The organism is Streptomyces sp. P9-A4, assembly GCF_036634195.1.
In the GTDB taxonomy this organism is placed as follows: domain Bacteria; phylum Actinomycetota; class Actinomycetes; order Streptomycetales; family Streptomycetaceae; genus Streptomyces.
Window position 1 is genome coordinate 1,516,936 of record NZ_JAZIFY010000001.1, and the last position, 15,980, is coordinate 1,532,915.

The window sequence follows — 15,980 nt, forward strand, 5'->3', positions numbered from 1 at the left end:
GCGTCAGCCGCCGATCGCCGACATCGGGCGCTCGGGCTGGAGGAAGCCGGGGTCGTCGAGGCCGGAGCCGGCCTTCTTGCCCCACATCGCCTTCTTCCACAGCTCCGCGACCGCCCCGTCCCCCGCGTCCGACCGGAGGGCGGCCCGCAGGTCCGTCTCCTCGGTGGCGAACAGACAGGTCCGCACCTGTCCGTCGGCGGTGAGCCGGGTCCGGTCGCAGGCCCGGCAGAAGGGGCGGGTGACGGAGGCGATGACGCCGACCGTGTGCGGTCCGCCGTCGACGGTCCACCGCTCGGCGGGGGCCGAGCCGCGCTCGTCGGCGCCCTCGGCGGTCAGTGTGAAGCGGGTGCGCAGGGACTCCAGGATGTCCCCGGCGGTGATCATGCCGTCGCGCTTCCAGCCGTGCTGGGCGTCCAGCGGCATCTGCTCGATGAAGCGGAGCTCGTAACCCTCGGTGATCGCCCAGGCGAGGAGGTCGGGGGCCTCGTCGGCGTTGAGCCCCGGCATCAGGACGGCGTTGACCTTGACCGGGGTGAGTCCGGCGTCCCGGGCGGCGGCCATGCCGTCGAGGACGTCCCGGTGGCGGTCACGCCGGGTGAGCGTCTTGAAGACCTCGGGGCGCAAGGTGTCCAGGGAGACGTTGACCCGGTCGAGGCCCGCGGCCCTGAGGGCGGCGGCGGTGCGCTTCAGCCCGATGCCGTTGGTGGTGAGGGACATCCGGGGGCGGGGCTCCAGGGCCGCGCAGCGCTCGACGATGCCGACGATGCCGGGGCGGAGCAGCGGCTCGCCGCCGGTGAAGCGGACCTCGTTGACGCCGAGGTCGGTGACCGCGATACGGATCAGCCGGACGATCTCGTCATCGGTGAGGAGATCCGGCTTGGCGAGCCACTGCAGGCCCTCCTCCGGCATGCAGTACGTGCAGCGCAGGTTGCACCGGTCCGTCAGCGAGACGCGCAGGTCGGTGGCGACTCGGCCATAGGTGTCGATGAGCACTGTCGGCCCCCTCCCCGTCTTGTGGTTGCGTGTGTTCCGAGCCTACGCGAGCACACCGACGACGAGCAGGGCAGATTGTCACGAGGACCGGCTCGGCCGCGTCGTAGAACTCTACGACGCGGCCGTCCGATCGCTGCGGAACGTATACGACCGGTCGCGTTCCGGTCAGTGCTTGACCGCTGCGGCGACCCCGACCCCGGTGAGGGACTTGACCTCCAGCTCCGCGTACTTGCCGGCGTCCGGCTCCTCCTTGGAGAGGAGCGAGCCGAGCCAGCCGAGGAGGAAGCCGAGCGGGATCGAGACGAGGCCGGGGTTCTCCAGCGGGAACCAGTGGAAGTCCACGCCCTTGAACATCGAGGCCGGACCGCCGGAGACCACCGGCGAGAAGAGGACGAGGACCACGGAGGAGATCAGTCCGCCGTAGATCGACCAGAGCGCGCCCCGGGTGGTGAACCGCTTCCAGAAGAGCGAGTAGAGGATCGTCGGCAGGTTGGCCGAGGCGGCGACCGCGAAGGCGAGGGCGACCAGGCCGGCGACGTTGAGGTCGCGGGCGAGGGCGCCGAGCGCGATCGACACGATGCCGATGAGGACGGTGGACCAGCGGGCGGCCCGCATCTCCTCCTTCTCGGTGGCCTTGCCGCGCTTGATCACGTTCGCGTAGATGTCGTGCGCGAAGGACGAGGACGAGGCCAGGGTCAGACCGGCGACCACCGCGAGGATGGTGGCGAAGGCGACGGCGGAGATGACGGCGAGGAGGATCGCGCCGCCGGTGGAGCCGGCGCCGCCGCCGACCTCCAGGGCGGTGAGCGGGGCCGCCGTGTTGCCCGCCTTGTTGGAGGCCTTGATGGTGTCGCCGCTGAGCAGGGCGGCGGCGCCGAAGCCGAGGACGATCGTCATCAGGTAGAACGCGCCGATGATGCCGATGGCCCAGTTGACCGACTTCCGGGCGGCCTTGGCGGTCGGCACCGTGTAGAAGCGGATCAGGATGTGCGGGAGGCCGGCCGTGCCGAGGACGAGCGCGATGCCGAGCGAGAGGAAGTCCAGCTTCGACAGGGCGGTGGCGCCGTACTTGAGGCCGGGCTCCAGGAAGGCGTCGCCCTTGCCGCTGTTGGTGGCGGCGGCGCCGAGCAGGTCCGAGATGTTGAAGTCGAACTTGAGCAGGATGAGGAAGGTGATCAGGAGCGTGCCCGCGATGAGCAGGACCGCCTTGACCATCTGCACCCAGGTGGTGCCCTTCATGCCGCCGATGGTCACGTACACGATCATCAGGAGGCCGACGAGGGCGACGATCGCGATCTTGCCGCCGTCGCTGGTGATGCCGAGCAGCAGCGAGACGAGGACGCCCGCGCCCGCCATCTGCGCGAGCAGGTAGAAGATCGAGACGACGATGGTGGAGGTGCCGGCGGCGGTCCTGACGGGCCGCTGGCGCATCCGGTAGGCGAGGACGTCGCCCATCGTGAACCGGCCGGAGTTGCGCAGCGGTTCGGCGACCAGGAGCAGGGCGACGAGCCAGGCGACCAGGAAGCCGATCGAGTAGAGGAAGCCGTCGTAGCCGTAGAGGGCGATGGCGCCGCTGATGCCGAGGAAGGACGCGGCGGACATGTAGTCGCCGGAGATCGCGAGGCCGTTCTGGAAGCCGGTGAACTGGCCTCCGCCGGCGTAGAAGTCGGCGGCGCTGCGGGTCTGGCGGCCGGCCCAGACGGTGATGACCAGGGTCGCGAGGACGAAGGCGCCGAAGAGGGCGATGATCAGCGGCCGGTGCTCGCTGGTGGCGTTGCCCGCCGCGAGCAGGACGGGGGTGCTCATACGTCGCCCTCCATACGGGTTCTGATGGCTTCGGCCTTGGGGTCGAGCCGGTTCGCCGCGTGCCGCGAGTAGAGCCAGGCGATGAGGAAGGTGGTGAGGAACTGGCCGAGGCCCAGGACCAGCGCCATGTTGATGTTGCCGAAGACCTTGGTGCCCATGAAGCCGCCCGCGTAGTTGGAGAGCAGCACGTACAGCAGGTACCAGGCGATGAAGGCCAGGGTGAGCGGGAAGGCGAACGAGCGGTACGTGCGGCGCAGTTCGCCGAACTCCTCGCCCTGCTGCACCTCGACGAACTCCTCCGTCGTGGGCTGTACGGGACCGGCGGCGGTCGCCGTCCCGTCTCTGGGCGGCGGCGGTGCTTCGGTAGCCACGGATTCTCCTCGTGACGCGGGGGCGGGCGGCATGGTCAAGGGGGCCTCACCTGGGGTGCGGACGCGGGACTCCGAGCGGAGCTCCTCCCCTGCCCAACGGCACGGAGCGGGAAGCGAAGCGGTTCACTCCGTGGATTTCTTTGAACAGATCTTCATGAAAACTTCTCAACTCATTGAAGCTTCGGGAAGATCAGCGATAGCTTCACTCGTCATGCACCTGTCCGCGCGCAAACCCGCGCGTGGACAGTACATACGGATGATGTGGAGAACCCATGGCTCATCTGGGATCGAGGCGCGGTCGAGCTCTCGCTCTGCCGGTTGGTCTCGCGCTCACGGCCTCGCTCGGCTTCCTTGCGCCCGGCGCCGCCTCCGCCGCGGAACTGAGTGACGCTCCGGCCGCCGTCGCGACGAACGGCCCGAAGCTCTCGTACGTCGTCAACGTCGACGGTGGCCGCTGGACCGCCGCCTCGGTGAAGAAGGCCATAGCCGCCGCCGGTGGCGAGGTCGTCGTCTCGTACGACCAGATAGGCGTCATAGTCGTCCACTCGCAGAACCCCGAGTTCGCGAAGACGATCCGTCAGGCGCGCGGTGTGGTGTCGGCCGGTTCGACCCGTACCGCCCCGCTGACCGTCCAGTCCGACGACGCCGTCGACGAGGGCGCGCAGACGCTGTCCGCCGCCGAGGCGAAGGCCGCCGCCGAGCGCGCGACGGACGAGCAGGACCCGCTGGAGCCCCTGCAGTGGGACCTCCCGGCGATCAAGGCCGACAAGGCCCACCAGAAGACCCTCGGCAGCAAGCGGGTCACGGTCGGCATCATCGACACCGGTGTCGACGACACCCACCCGGACCTGGCGCCGAACTTCGACGCCGCCAAGTCCGCCAACTGCGTGTCCGGCAAGCCGGACACCACCGCCGGATCGTGGCGTCCGAACGTGGGCGAGAGCGACCACGGCACGCACGTCGCCGGCACCATCGGCGCCGCCAAGAACGGCATCGGCGTCACCGGTGTCGCGCCGGGCGTGAAGCTCGCCGGCATCAAGGTGTCCACCCCGGACGGCTTCTTCTACACCGAGGCCGTGGTCTGTGGCTTCGTGTGGGCGGCCGAGCACGGCGTCGACATCACGAACAACAGCTACTACACCGACCCGTGGATGTTCGCGTGCAAGAACGACGCGGACCAGAAGGCCCTGATCGAGGCCGTCACCCGCGCGACCCGCTACGCGGAGCGCCGGGGCACGGTCAACGTCGCGGCGGCGGGCAACTCGAAGTTCGACCTCGCGGCCGACTCGATCCTCGACAACAGCAGCCCGAACGACACCACTCCGGGCGACCGGGTCATCGACCCGAAGGAGTGCTTCGACTACCCGGCGATGCTGCCGGGCGTCGTGACGGTCTCCGCGACCGGAGCCAAGGACCTCAAGGCGTCCTACTCCAACTACGGTCTCGGTGTCATCGACGTCGCCGCCCCCGGTGGCGACAGCACCGTCTACCAGGCCCCGGACGCCCCGGCGGTCAACGGCCGCATCCTGTCGACCACGGTCAACGGCGGCTACAACTACAAGGCCGGTACGTCGATGGCCTCGCCGCACGCGGCGGGTGTCCTGGCGCTCATCAAGTCGACGCACCCCCACGCGAGCCCGGCGGCGCTGAAGGCGCTGCTGTACGCGCAGGCCGACGACCGCGCCTGCACCAACCCGTACGACATCGACAACGACGGCAAGATCGACGCCGTCTGCGAGGGTGGCAAGAACAAGAACGGCTTCTACGGGGCCGGTCTGATCGACGCGCTGGACGCCGTCCGCCGCTAAGGCCGGACAGGTCCTGATCGCGGAGGTCGAGTGAGGAAGGGCCCTGGTGTGGTGAGCCACACCAGGGCCCTTTCGTATGGCACCGAGTGCCATAGTGCCGCCATGGACAACACAGTGCGTTCCGGTACGGAGTTGCTGTGGTCGGCCCTCGGCGGCGATCCCGCCCTGGTCGACCGGGTGGAGTACGGCGGGGTGTCCGGGCTGCTGCCCGCGCGGCTGCCGGTGATGGATCTGGCGCGGGCGACGGTCGCCGTCGCCGGGCTCGCCGCGGTGGAGCACGCGGGCGGTGCGGGTCCGGTGCGGGTGGACGACGGGGCCGTCGCCACCGCCTTCGTGAGTGAGCGTCATCTGCGGGTCGACGGTCGGGCCCCGGTGAACTTCGCGCCGCTGTCGCGGTTCTGGCGGGCGGCCGACGGCTGGGTCCGTACCCACGCCAACTACCCGCACCACCGGGCGGCGTTGCTCACCGCGCTCGGCGTGCGGGAGGAGTCGGTGGAGGCCGTCGCCGCGGCGGTCGGGGAGCGGAAGGCCGTCGAGGTCGAGACGGCGGTGTACGCGGCCGGGGGGCTGGCCGTCGCCCTGCGCACGCCCGGGGAGTGGGCGGCGCATCCGCAGGGCCGGGAGGTGGCGGCGCGACCGCTGCTGACCCGGGAGCGGCTCGACGAGGCTCCGCCGCGGCGCCGTTCGGGGCCGCTGCGGGTCCTGGATCTGACCCGGGTGATCGCCGGGCCGGTCGCGACGAGGACGCTGGCGCTGCTGGGGGCGGACGTGCTGCGGATCGACCCGCCGGGCAACCCCGAACTGCCGGACCAGCACGCGGACACGGACGTCGGGAAGCGGACCGCCGCGCTCGATCTGGACCGCCCTTCGGACCGGCGCACCTTCGGTGAACTCCTCGACTCCGCCGATGTGTTGGTGACCGGCTACCGGCCGGGGGCGCTCGACCGGTTCGACCTGGGGCGGCCGGGTCTGGTGACCGCCCGGCTCTCCGCCTGGGGCGACTACGGGCCGTGGGGCGGGCGGCGCGGCTTCGACAGCCTGGTCCAGGTGGCGACCGGGATCGCGGTCGCCGAGGGGTCGGCCGAGGAGCCGGGGGCGCTGCCGGCGCAGGCCCTGGACCACGGCACGGGTTATCTGCTGGCGGCGACGGTGCTGCGGTCGCTGACCGAGCAGCGCGCGGAGGGCGGCAGCCGTCTCGTCCGGCTCGCGCTGGCGCAGACGGGGCACTGGCTGACGGGGACGCTGCCGCGGTACGAGCCGGGGCGGTATCTCGCGGAGTCGGAGGGGCCGTTGGGGCGGTTGCGGCACGCGCTTTCGCCGGTGTCGTACGAGGGCGGTCCGGCGGGGTGGTCCCGGCCGCCGGGCATCGCGGGGGCGGACGCGCCGGAGTGGCTGGGGGGCTGACGGGGTGCGGTCCGGCCGGGTTCGTCGGGCCCGGCCGGACCGTACGGCCCGGGGACGCCGTTACGGCTTGACGAGGACCTTCAGGGACGTGCGCTCGTCCATCGCCTTGTAGCCGCCGGGGACGCCGTCCAGGCCGACGGTCAGGTCGAAGACCGGGGACGGGTCGATGGTGCCGTCGAGGACGTCGGGGAGCAGTTCCGGGATGTACGCGCGCACGGGGGCGACGCCGCCGCGCAGCGCGATGTTCCGGTCGAACATGACGGACAGGTCGAGGCCGGTGCCGCTGCCGTGCGGGACGCCGACGTAGCCGATGGAGCCGCCGTCGCGGGCGATGGCGACGGCGGTCCGCATGGACTGCTCGGTGCCGACGGCCTCGATGACGCCGTGGGCGCCCTGGCCGCCGGTGAGCTCGCGGACGGCGGCCTCGGCGGCCTCGCCGCGCTCGGCGACGACGTCGGTGGCGCCGAAGAGCCGGGCGATGTCGGTACGGGCGGTGTGCCGGCCCAGCGCGATGATCCGCTCGGCGCCGAGCCGCTTGGCGGCGAGGACGCCGCAGAGGCCGACCGCGCCGTCACCGACGACGGCGACGGTGGAGCCGGGCTTCACGCCCGCGCCGAGGGCGGCGTGGTGGCCGGTGCCCATGACGTCGGAGAGCGCGAGGAGCGCGGTCAGCAGGTGGTCGTCGGAGGCGGCGTCGGCGGGCAGCTTGACGAGGGTGCCGTCGGCGAAGGGCACCCGGACGGCCTCGCCCTGGCCGCCGTCGGAGCCGGCGGAGCCCCAGAAGCCGCCCTGCGGGCAGGAGGTCTGGAGGCCCTCGGCGCAGTAGTCGCAGGTGCCGTCGGACCAGACGAAGGGGGCGACGACGAGGTCGCCGGCGGTGAAGCCGGTGACCTCGGAGCCGGCCGCCTCGACGATGCCGAGGAACTCGTGGCCGATGCGCTGGCCGGGCTGCCGGGCGGACTCGCCTCGGTAGGCCCAGAGGTCGCTGCCGCAGATGCAGGCGCGCAGGACCCGCAGGACGACGTCCGTGGGGTCCTGGATCACCGGGTCGGGCACGTCCTCCACGCGCATGTCGAACGGGGCGTGGATGGTGGTGGCGCGCATGGCGGACGGTCCTTGCTGTCAGACAGTTGTACGACGTTCACCGTACATCGCCCCGAGTGCTCCCACCGTCAGCAGGTACTGCGCCGCGATGTAGGTCAGCATGACCCAGAAGTCGGGCGCGGGCAGCTGCGGCCATTCGGCGACGCCGGTGGCGATGAGGGTGTCGGACAGCAGGAACAGCGCGCCGCCGACCCCCGCGAGCAGCCCGAGGGCGCTCGCGCGGTAGGCCATGGCGGCGAGGAGCAGGGAGTACGCGGCGACCGGGATCCGCAGGTCGGCGGGGAGGTCGGGCCACAGGAGCACGAGGGTGCCGGCGAGGGCGACCGCGTACAGGACGCCGAGCTGAGGGGACGTACGCCGGCGTCCGAAGAGGACCAGGTAGCAGACGTGCCCGGCGGCGAAGGAGCCCATGCCGACGAGGAAGGCCCAGTCGGCGTCGGAGAGCAGGAAGAGGTCGCCGCCCCAGCCGAAGAGGAGCGCGGCGGTCAGCAGCTTCGGGGCGCCCAGGGTGACGGCGTACGCGGCGAGCAGCGGCATCAGGAGGGGCTTGGCGATCTGGTGGCCGAGCTCGGCGCCGGCGAGCAGGGAGACCAGGTCGACGGCTGCGGCGAGCCCGAAGGCGGCGAGCAGGACGCGGGAGGAGGTCTTCACGCGGTCACCTCGGGGGCGGTGGTGGTGGTCGTGTCCGCCGGAGCGGGGGTGGCCGTGCTCGCGGTGGCGGTGGCGGCGGCCGGCTGCCAGCCGGGGCCCCGGAAGACCCGGCCCGCCCGTTCGCGCCAGTCGTTCGCGGCGCGGAGGTCGCGGGCGATGGCGGCGTACTCGTGGGTGGCGACGCGGAGCGGGTTGTACGTCTCGATGTTCTTGGTGAGCCCGTACACGGGCCGGTCGGTCTCGGGGACCCAGGAGCCGAACATCCGGTCCCAGACGATGAGGATGCCGCCGAAGTTCCGGTCGAGGTAGCCGCCCTGGGAGGCGTGGTGGACACGGTGGTGCGAGGGCGTGTTGAGGACGTACTCGAAGGGCCGGGGCAGCTTGTCGACCCGCTCGGTGTGGATCCAGAACTGGTAGACGAGGTTGATCGAGTAGCAGAACGCGACGGCCGCCGGGTGCACGCCGAGGGCGATCATCGGCAGGTAGAACGGCCAGCCCGTCACGCTGGTCCACGGCTGGCGCAGGGCGGTGGTGAGGTTGAACTTGCGGCTGCTGTGGTGGACGACGTGACAGGCCCAGAGGACCCGGATGACGTGGTGTCCCCGGTGCTGCCAGTAGTACAGGAAGTCCTGCGCGAGCAGCATGAGCGGGATCGTCCACCAGAGGACGGGGACGCGGAGCGGGGTCAGCTCGTAGACGGCGGTGTAGATCGCGACGACCGGGATCTTCCACAGCGCGTCGAAGGCGAGGCTCCCGATCCCCATGCCGAGGCTGGTGGCGGCGTCCTTGGTCTCGTACCCGGCGGCGTCCTCGTCGGGGTGGATCCGGTGGCTGACCATCTCCAGGACGGTGAGCAGGACGAACGCCGGTATGGACCAGAGAACGACATCGGGCAGGTTCGGCATGCCGTCGACGGTAGAGGCGTGGGCGGGGGTGCGGCTAGACGTGGTTACCAACAAGTATGCGAGACGGCTTGTCAGCAAGCTTTGGCACCTTCTGACAAGTTCTGATCAGGGCCTTATGGTGAAGGGCTGCCCGCGCCCCCGTCAGACCCCCGAGACGTCCAGCAGGGAGCCCGCTCCGTAGGTGACCGCCATCGCCAGGGCACCGCCCGCCACGTTGCGCAGGACCGCGCGGCCCGCGGGGGCGTCGCCGAGGCGGGCGCTCCCCCAGCCGGTGAGGGTCAGGGCCGCCAGGACGGAGACGACCGTGATCCAGAGCCGCACGGAGGCCGGTGGCAGGACGATCGCGAGGAGCGGGAGCAGGGCTCCGACGGTGAAGGCGAGGAAGCTGGCGCCCGCCGCGTGCCAGGGGTTGGTGAGGTCGTCGGGGTCGATGCCCAGCTCCACGCGCGCGTGGGCCCGCAGGGCGTCGCGGGCGGTGAGCTGTTCGGCGGCCTCGCGGGCCACCTCGCGGGAGAGGCCGTGGGTGGCCAGGAGGCCGGTCAGTTCGTCGAGCTCGGCCTCCGGCCGCTCGCGCAGTTCGCGCTTCTCCTGGGCGAGCGCCGCCCTCTCGGAGTCGCGCTGGGTGGAGACCGAGACGTACTCCCCCGCCGCCATCGACATCGACCCGGCGAGCAGCCCGGCCAGGCCTGCCGTGAGCAGGGCGGCCCGGGACCCGGTGGCGCCGGCCACGCCGACGACGAGACCGGCGGTGGAGACGACTCCGTCATTGGCTCCGAGCACGGCGGCCCGGAGCCAGTTGAGGCGGGCGCCGAGGCCGCCGTGGGCCTCGGCGTGTGCGTCGCCCGGTACGGGGGGTGCGGTCACGTCAGGAGGGTCGCACCCGGCGGCTCACCAGACGCGGACCGACCCGCCGGGGGCGAAGGCCGGGCTGGTGGCACCCGCCGGGATCTCCTTCAGGGGTTCGGCGATCTCCTCGACGGTCGGGCCGTGGACGGCGGCCACGGCGTCGAGCAGGTCGAGGTCGAAGCCGTAGACGCGGGCCGCGTTGCCGCCGACCATCGCCGCGACCTCCTCCTGGGGCAGTCCCGCGTAGGCGATCCGGAGGCCTTCACGGGAGTACGGGGTGGTGCCCTCGTCGTGCGGGTAGTCGCTGCCCCACATGATCTTGTCGAGGCCGATCCGCTCGCGCAGCGGCACCTCGTGGGGGCGCATGAAGCTCGCCCCGACGAAGCAGTTCTCCCGCCAGACCTCGCTGGGCCCCCGGCCCATCGACTCGGCGAGCCCGGCACCGAACTTCGACTCGGCGGTGCTCGCCCGGGTCGAGGCCGCGACCAGCCGGCCGTGGTAGTAGTCCAGCATGTCGAGCACGCCCGGGATCCAGCCGGAGCCCTGCTCGGTGAGGACCAGCTTGAGCCCCGGGTGGCGCCGGAAGACGCCGCCGAAGACCAGGTGCCACAGCGCCCGGTGCGAGAACCAGGTGGTCTCCACCATGAAGACGGCCCGCGCGGCCGGTTCGTCGCCCAGCGGCGGCGAGGCCGAGCCGCCGTGGTGGTTGACGGGGACGTCGAGCTCGGCGCAGACGGCCCAGATCGGGTCGTACGCCTCCGAGTACAGCTCGGGCACGGGCGAGCCCGGCGGGACCCCGGGGAGCAGGATGCCGCCGGTGAGCCCGGCCTCGCGGGTGCGGCGGATCTCCGCGACCGCCGCGTCCACGTCGTTGAGGAGGATCTGCGCCACACCCGCCCTGCGCCCCGGCGCGTCCGCGCAGAAGTCGGCCAGCCAGCGGTTGTGCGCCTGGAGCCCGGCCCAGCGCTGCTCGTACTCGGCGGCGGTGGGCGGCTGGGCCATCAGGGAGGCCTTGGGGAAGAACGGCGGGATGGTGTTCGGGAAGACGACCTCGGCGACGATGCCGTCCGCCTCCAGCTCGCGCAGCCGGCGCTGCGAGTTCCAGTTGCGGTCGGCGGTGTCGGCGAGCAGGTCCTCGTACGGGTTGACGTAGGTCGCCGCCCAGGCGTCGAAGTCCTCGTGGTGCTTCTTCTCCAGGTACGGCCGGTAGTCGAGGAGGTCCCCGCCCGCGTGGCAGTCGGCGGAGATCACCGTGTAGCGGTCGGTCATGGCGTGGCTCCCAGCGTCGGGAAGTCGTGGTCCGTGAGCCAGTGACGGCCGACCTCGCGGGAGCGGGCCCAGGAGGCCTCCACGGCGGCCTGGTCGGCGGGCTGGCCGAGGTCGGCCGGGGTGGGGCCGATGCGTCGGGCGATCGGATCCAATATTCGAATATCGAATCCGAAGACCTCGGCCGCCGCGAGCCCCAGCATCCGGCGGGTCTCCGTCACCGGGATGTCGTGGAAGGTCTTCCGGAGCCACGCGCGCGTGTCCGGCCAGGTGCCCTCGGGGTGCGGGAAGTCCGAGCCCCACAGGATGTTGTCGACGCCGATCTCGTACCGCTGGGCGAGTTCCCGCCGTTTGGTGTTGGTGGCGCAGATGAAGACCTGCCGGTCCAGGTACTCGCTGGGCGGGCGCTTCAGCTCGGCGAACGGGGACAGCTTCTTGCCGCCGTGCGCGCCGAGGTAGAGCCGGTCCATGAACCACAGCAGGTTGGGCAGCCACCAGCAGCCGGACTCCGCGATGCCGAACCGCAGGCCGGGGTGGCGCTCGAAGACCCCGGACCAGAGCAGGAACCAGAGCGGCCTGGCCGGCCAGAAGGTGACTTCGGAGACGTAGATGCCGAGGTGGTCGCCGTACTCCTCGCGCGGCGCGGCCCCCGAGTGGGTGACCAGCGGCATCCCGGTCTCGGCGGCGGCGGCCCAGACCGGGTCGTAGCGCCGGTCGTGGTACGGCGCCTTGTCGACCCACATGGAGGGGATCATCAGCGCGCCGAGCCCGGACTCCTTGGCGCGGTGTATCTCGGCGACGACCTTCGCCGGCTCGGCGGTGATCGGCAGCAGCGCCACCCCGCAGTGCCGCTCGGGGTTCTGTCCGACGAACTCGGCGAGCCACCGGTTGTGCGCCTGCGCGCCCGCCATGCCCAGCTCGGGGTCCTGGTCGCCGGAGAGCCCCAGGCCGACACCGAAGGGGGCGGCGGTCTGGCTGTCGACGGCGTCCGCGTCGGGGAAGACGACCTCCGCCGCCACCCCGTCGCCGTCGAGTTCCTTGAGCCGCTGCACGGGGTCCCAGCCGCCGCGCAGCCCCTCCTCGTTGTCGTGGAACCAGCGGTCGGCGAAGGCCTCGTTGCGCACCCCGAGCCGGGTCATGGCTTCCCGGCGGGCGTCCCGGCCGGCCAGGAAGTCGTCGAACTCGCGGTGGAAGCGGGGGTCGAGATAGGGCCGGTACTCCTCGGTGGGCAGCCCGGCGTGGCAGTCGGAGGAGATGATCAGGTACGGGTCTTCATGACTCATCGGGTACCCCTCAGTCGAGGATGAAGCTCTCCAGGTACGACGGGTTGGCGCGGTCGAGCATCGAGGTCGAGCGCGCGCGGATCTGCCGGTCGCTGTGCTCGCTCTCCGGGAGCATCCAGAAGCGGTCGGCGCGGATGCCGTCGACGACGTGCTCGGCGACCTCCTCCACCGGGGTGAAGGCCACCTCGTGCCCGGCCTCCTTCATGGCGGCCTCCCACTGGTCGAGGCTGCGGTAGGGGGTCCGGCGGGGCCGCTGCTTGGCGTACCGGTCGGGCCGGTTGCGGTGCGACTCCCAGAGCCCGGTGCGGAGCATGTGCGGTCCGGGGAAGAGCACGGAGGCGCCCACGCGCGCGTGCTCCGCCTTGAGGTGGGCGTACAGCGACTCGGTCATGGTGACGACGGCCGCCTTGGTGACCGCGTACACGGAGGCGGTGGGCAGTGGGGCGATGCCGCCGTCGCCTGAGGAGGTGTTGACGACATGGCCGGCTTCGCCGCCGGCGATCATGCGCGGGACGAAGGCCTGGATGCCGTGGAAGACGCCCCAGACGTTGACGGAGAAGGCCCACTTCCAGTCGTTGGGCTCGTGCTCCCACATGCGGCCCTCGGCTCCCGAGCCGACGCCCGCGTTGTTGCAGAGGACGTGGACGGCGCCGAAGGTGTCGTACGCGGCGTCCGCGAACGCCCGGACGTCGTCGGGGTCGGAGACGTCGACGGTCCGGGCGAGCACCTGGGCGCCGCCCTCCATCAGCTCGTCGGCGGCCTCCGTGAGCGCGCCCGCCTCGACGTCGCCGAGGACGACGGCCATGCCCTCGGCGGCGAAGCGGCGGGCCATGGCGAGCCCGATGCCGCTCGCCGCGCCGGTGACGACGGCGACCTGTCCCTCGCGCAGTTGCATCAGACGCTTCCTTCCGGGGGGCCGTCGAGGATGTGCAGCGGGTCGTCGTAGCGCTGGTGGACATAGGGCAGCAGGGCGCGCGCGGAGACGCGTTCGGCGACCGTGCCCTTCTGGTCGGTGGTCTTCTCGCCGAGGGTGATCTCGACGAGGCGGCGGACGGGGAGGTCGGCGACCGGGTCGTACATGGACTCGCGCAGGATCACGTCCCCGGTGACCCGCTCCAGCTTCCGCACCTTCTCGTTGCGGACACAGTGGACGAGGACGGGGTCGGCGTCGAAGCCGGTGCCGTCCACCCCGGGCAGGAACTTGAAGTAGAAGTCCGTCTTCTCGACGGGCTCCGGCAGCGGCAGCGGTCCGGAGACGGCGCCGCGGACCTCCACGAACGCGATGCCGTGCCGGGCGAGGGCCGCGCGGACGACGAGCCCCTCGCGCTCGACCGTGACCTCGCCCAGCTTCTTGGGTTCGCCGAAGACCTCGCGTCCGCCGACCAGGGCCCGTTCGTGGGTCATCGGCATGACCAGCGGGTACCAGCCCTCCTTGTCGCCGTGGGCGGCGGCGACCGCCACCGAGCCGGCGCCGAGCGGATAGCCGGGCAGGTCGACCTTGCTGATGTTGGCGCGCACCAGGGGACGCGCGGCGGGTTTCAGCGGGGGCGGCAGGACCGCCGCGACGACGTCCGGGTCGGTCTCCCAGACGGCGACCACTCCGGTGGACCAGATGTCGGGGAGCTTGGCGCTCCGTTCGCGTGCCGCCGCCGCCTCGGCGTCGGTGCGCGCCCCGTACCGTACTCGTGCCATGACGTACCACCTCTCGGGATCGTCAGCCTGTAACACAGTTACACCGAGGCCCCCGAAGGGTAAAGAGCCGTGCACGCAGAGGAATTGGGGGAACGGATGACACGCTCCGCGAGGAGGTGGGGAATCCGGTGGCACGCACCGCGCTGACCCGCGACGAAGTCCTGGAGACCGCCGCCGCCCTGGTCCGGGAGCACGGCCCCGCCGCCCTGACCATGCGCAGGCTCGCCGCCGAACTCTCCACCGCGGTCACCTCGATCTACTGGCACGTCGGCAACCGCGAGTCGCTGCTCGACGCGATCGTCGCGCGCACGGTCGCCGACCTCGGCACGATCCACCCGCGGGGCACGACCCCCGCCGAGCGGATCGTGTCGGTGGCCCGCGCGCTGCGCCGCGCCCTGCGCGAGCGCCCGCACCTGGTGGCGATGGTCCATGAACGGGGCCTGACGGAGAGCATGTTCCTGCCGGCCCAGCGCGCCCTGGTGCACGAGGCGCACGCCGCCGGACTGCGCGGGGCGCACGCGGCGCACGCCGTCCGCGCGGTGCAGTTCCAGGTCGTCGGGTACGTGCTCGTGGAGCGCAACCGCGAGCGCTCGCCCGCCCAGTCGCCCGCCGAGGAGGAACTGTGGAGCGGCGAGGACGCGGAGGCCGACGGGCCGCTCGCGCGCGCCCTGGCCGCCCCGATCGACACCGAGCGCCTGTTCGTCGACTCCGTACGCGCCCTGGTCGAGGGACTGCTCGCCGGGGTGTCCGGGGACACCGGGGACGGAGTTGTCGGTCGCGGGCCGTATTCTCAGTGACCGTGCTTGACGACCGTACGACCGCAGAGACGTGGCCGGCCGCCTACCCGCAGGGGTACGCGGTCGTCGACGTGGAGACCACCGGACTCGCCCGCGACGACCGGATAGTTTCCGCTGCCGTCTACCGGCTGGACGCCCGGGGGAACGTCGAGGACCACTGGTACACCCTCGTCAACCCCGAGCGCGATCCCGGCCCGGTCTGGATCCACGGGCTGACCACCGACGTCCTGGAGGGCGCGCCGCTCTTCCCGGAGATCGCGGCGGAGTTCGCCGCCCGGCTCGACGGGCGGGTGCTCGTCGCGCACAACGCGATGTTCGACTGGCAGATGATCGCCCGGGAGTACGCGCGCGCGGAGTCCGCCGCACCGGTACGCCAGCGGCTGTGCACGATCGCGCTCGCCAAGGAGCTGTCGCTGCCGCTGCCCAACCACAAGCTGGAGTCGCTGGCCGCGCACTTCGGCGTGGTGCAGCAGCGCGCGCACAACGCGCTCGACGACGCCCGGGTGCTGGCCGAGGCCTTCCGCCCGAGCCTGCACGCGGCGGCCGGGCGGAACGTACGGCTGCCGCTCCTGGAGTGCCGGCCGCTGACCGAGTGGGCCGCGTCCCCGGCGCAGCCCCGGATCGGCGGGCAGGCCTCGGCCTCCCCGTACCCGTCCTCGTACCGGGCGGGCAGCTGGCGTCCCTCGCGGAAGCGACCGCCGTGCCCGCACCCCAACCCGGGCCGGTACGAGACGGACAAACCCCTCAAGCAGGGCATGCGGATCGCCTTCTCGGGTGACACCTCCATCGACCGGGAACTCCTGGAGGACCGCACCGTCGACGCCGGGCTCCATGTCGCCGGCAGCGTCTCCCGGCTGACCAGCCTGCTGGTCACCAACGACCCGGACGCCGCCACCTCCAAGACGGTCAAGGCCAAGTCCTTCGGTACGCCGATCGTCGACGAGGCCGCGTACACCCAGCTGCTGCGGGACGTGACCCCGGCAGACGGGTGACACCCCCGCCCCTGCGGGCGTGCCGTGCCGGGCGCGCCCGCCGGGAGCCTCCACCCTGTGGC

General features: G+C 72.0%; 15 protein-coding genes. 4 read left to right on the forward strand and 11 right to left on the reverse strand.

Going from position 1 to position 15,980, the window contains the following annotated elements:
* Positions 1-3 precede the first annotated feature (3 nt).
* From moaA to V4Y03_RS06810, 3 genes are all read right to left on the reverse strand, one after another.
* Positions 4-993, reverse strand: a complete 990-nt coding sequence (moaA, locus tag V4Y03_RS06800; protein ID WP_317874781.1) for a GTP 3',8-cyclase MoaA — start codon at positions 991-993, stop codon at positions 4-6.
* A gap of 165 nt (positions 994-1,158) precedes the next feature.
* Complete coding sequence (locus tag V4Y03_RS06805; RefSeq protein WP_317874782.1) at positions 1,159-2,799, reverse strand: solute symporter family protein; 1,641 nt, start codon at positions 2,797-2,799, stop codon at positions 1,159-1,161.
* A complete protein-coding gene (locus V4Y03_RS06810; protein WP_317874783.1) occupies positions 2,796-3,170 on the reverse strand; it encodes a DUF485 domain-containing protein in 375 nt (124 codons plus the stop codon). Before V4Y03_RS06810 ends, V4Y03_RS06805 begins: the two co-directional genes overlap by 4 nt.
* A 272-nt stretch (positions 3,171-3,442) precedes the next feature.
* Here V4Y03_RS06810 and V4Y03_RS06815 point away from each other — a divergent pair, with 272 nt between their 5' ends.
* Both V4Y03_RS06815 and V4Y03_RS06820 read left to right on the forward strand, forming a co-directional pair.
* Positions 3,443-4,978, forward strand: coding sequence for a S8 family peptidase (locus V4Y03_RS06815; protein ID WP_332434328.1), 1,536 nt, complete (start codon positions 3,443-3,445; stop codon positions 4,976-4,978).
* A gap of 102 nt (positions 4,979-5,080) precedes the next feature.
* Positions 5,081-6,382 (forward strand): CoA transferase, encoded by a 1,302-nt coding sequence (locus V4Y03_RS06820; protein WP_332434329.1) that lies wholly within the window; start codon positions 5,081-5,083, stop codon positions 6,380-6,382.
* 60 nt (positions 6,383-6,442) lie between these two features.
* On the opposite strand, the gene V4Y03_RS06825 is transcribed toward V4Y03_RS06820, so the two are convergent.
* From V4Y03_RS06825 to V4Y03_RS06860, 8 genes are all read right to left on the reverse strand, one after another.
* Entirely contained in the window at positions 6,443-7,486 is a 1,044-nt protein-coding gene (locus tag V4Y03_RS06825; protein ID WP_332434330.1) for a zinc-dependent alcohol dehydrogenase family protein, read from the reverse strand.
* A gap of 18 nt (positions 7,487-7,504) precedes the next feature.
* Entirely contained in the window at positions 7,505-8,137 is a 633-nt protein-coding gene (locus tag V4Y03_RS06830; protein ID WP_317876034.1) for a lysoplasmalogenase, read from the reverse strand.
* Entirely contained in the window at positions 8,134-9,042 is a 909-nt protein-coding gene (locus tag V4Y03_RS06835) for a sterol desaturase family protein (protein ID WP_317876035.1), read from the reverse strand. Before V4Y03_RS06835 ends, V4Y03_RS06830 begins: the two co-directional genes overlap by 4 nt.
* Positions 9,043-9,183: 141 nt before the next feature.
* Positions 9,184-9,906 (reverse strand): VIT1/CCC1 transporter family protein, encoded by a 723-nt coding sequence (locus tag V4Y03_RS06840; protein ID WP_332434331.1) that lies wholly within the window; start codon positions 9,904-9,906, stop codon positions 9,184-9,186.
* 24 nt (positions 9,907-9,930) lie between these two features.
* Positions 9,931-11,157, reverse strand: a complete 1,227-nt coding sequence (locus V4Y03_RS06845; RefSeq protein WP_332434332.1) for an amidohydrolase family protein — start codon at positions 11,155-11,157, stop codon at positions 9,931-9,933.
* The gene (locus tag V4Y03_RS06850; protein WP_317876038.1) at positions 11,154-12,437 is read right to left on the reverse strand and encodes an amidohydrolase family protein; all 1,284 of its coding nucleotides are present in this window, start codon (positions 12,435-12,437) and stop codon (positions 11,154-11,156) included. The genes V4Y03_RS06845 and V4Y03_RS06850 overlap by 4 nt, the downstream gene beginning before the upstream one ends.
* A 10-nt stretch (positions 12,438-12,447) precedes the next feature.
* Positions 12,448-13,332, reverse strand: coding sequence for an SDR family NAD(P)-dependent oxidoreductase (locus V4Y03_RS06855; RefSeq protein WP_332434333.1), 885 nt, complete (start codon positions 13,330-13,332; stop codon positions 12,448-12,450).
* Complete coding sequence (locus V4Y03_RS06860; RefSeq protein WP_317876040.1) at positions 13,332-14,129, reverse strand: acetoacetate decarboxylase family protein; 798 nt, start codon at positions 14,127-14,129, stop codon at positions 13,332-13,334. The genes V4Y03_RS06855 and V4Y03_RS06860 overlap by 1 nt, the downstream gene beginning before the upstream one ends.
* 128 nt (positions 14,130-14,257) lie before the next feature.
* Between V4Y03_RS06860 and V4Y03_RS06865 the strand changes: the two genes are divergently transcribed.
* Both V4Y03_RS06865 and V4Y03_RS06870 read left to right on the forward strand, forming a co-directional pair.
* Positions 14,258-14,926: a TetR/AcrR family transcriptional regulator gene (locus V4Y03_RS06865; protein ID WP_317876041.1), complete on the forward strand. Its 669-nt coding sequence runs from the start codon at positions 14,258-14,260 to the stop codon at positions 14,924-14,926.
* On the forward strand, positions 14,923-15,918 hold the full coding sequence (locus V4Y03_RS06870; protein WP_332434334.1) for a DEDDh family exonuclease: 996 nt from the start codon (positions 14,923-14,925) through the stop codon (positions 15,916-15,918). Before V4Y03_RS06865 ends, V4Y03_RS06870 begins: the two co-directional genes overlap by 4 nt.
* Positions 15,919-15,980: the final 62 nt, after the last annotated feature.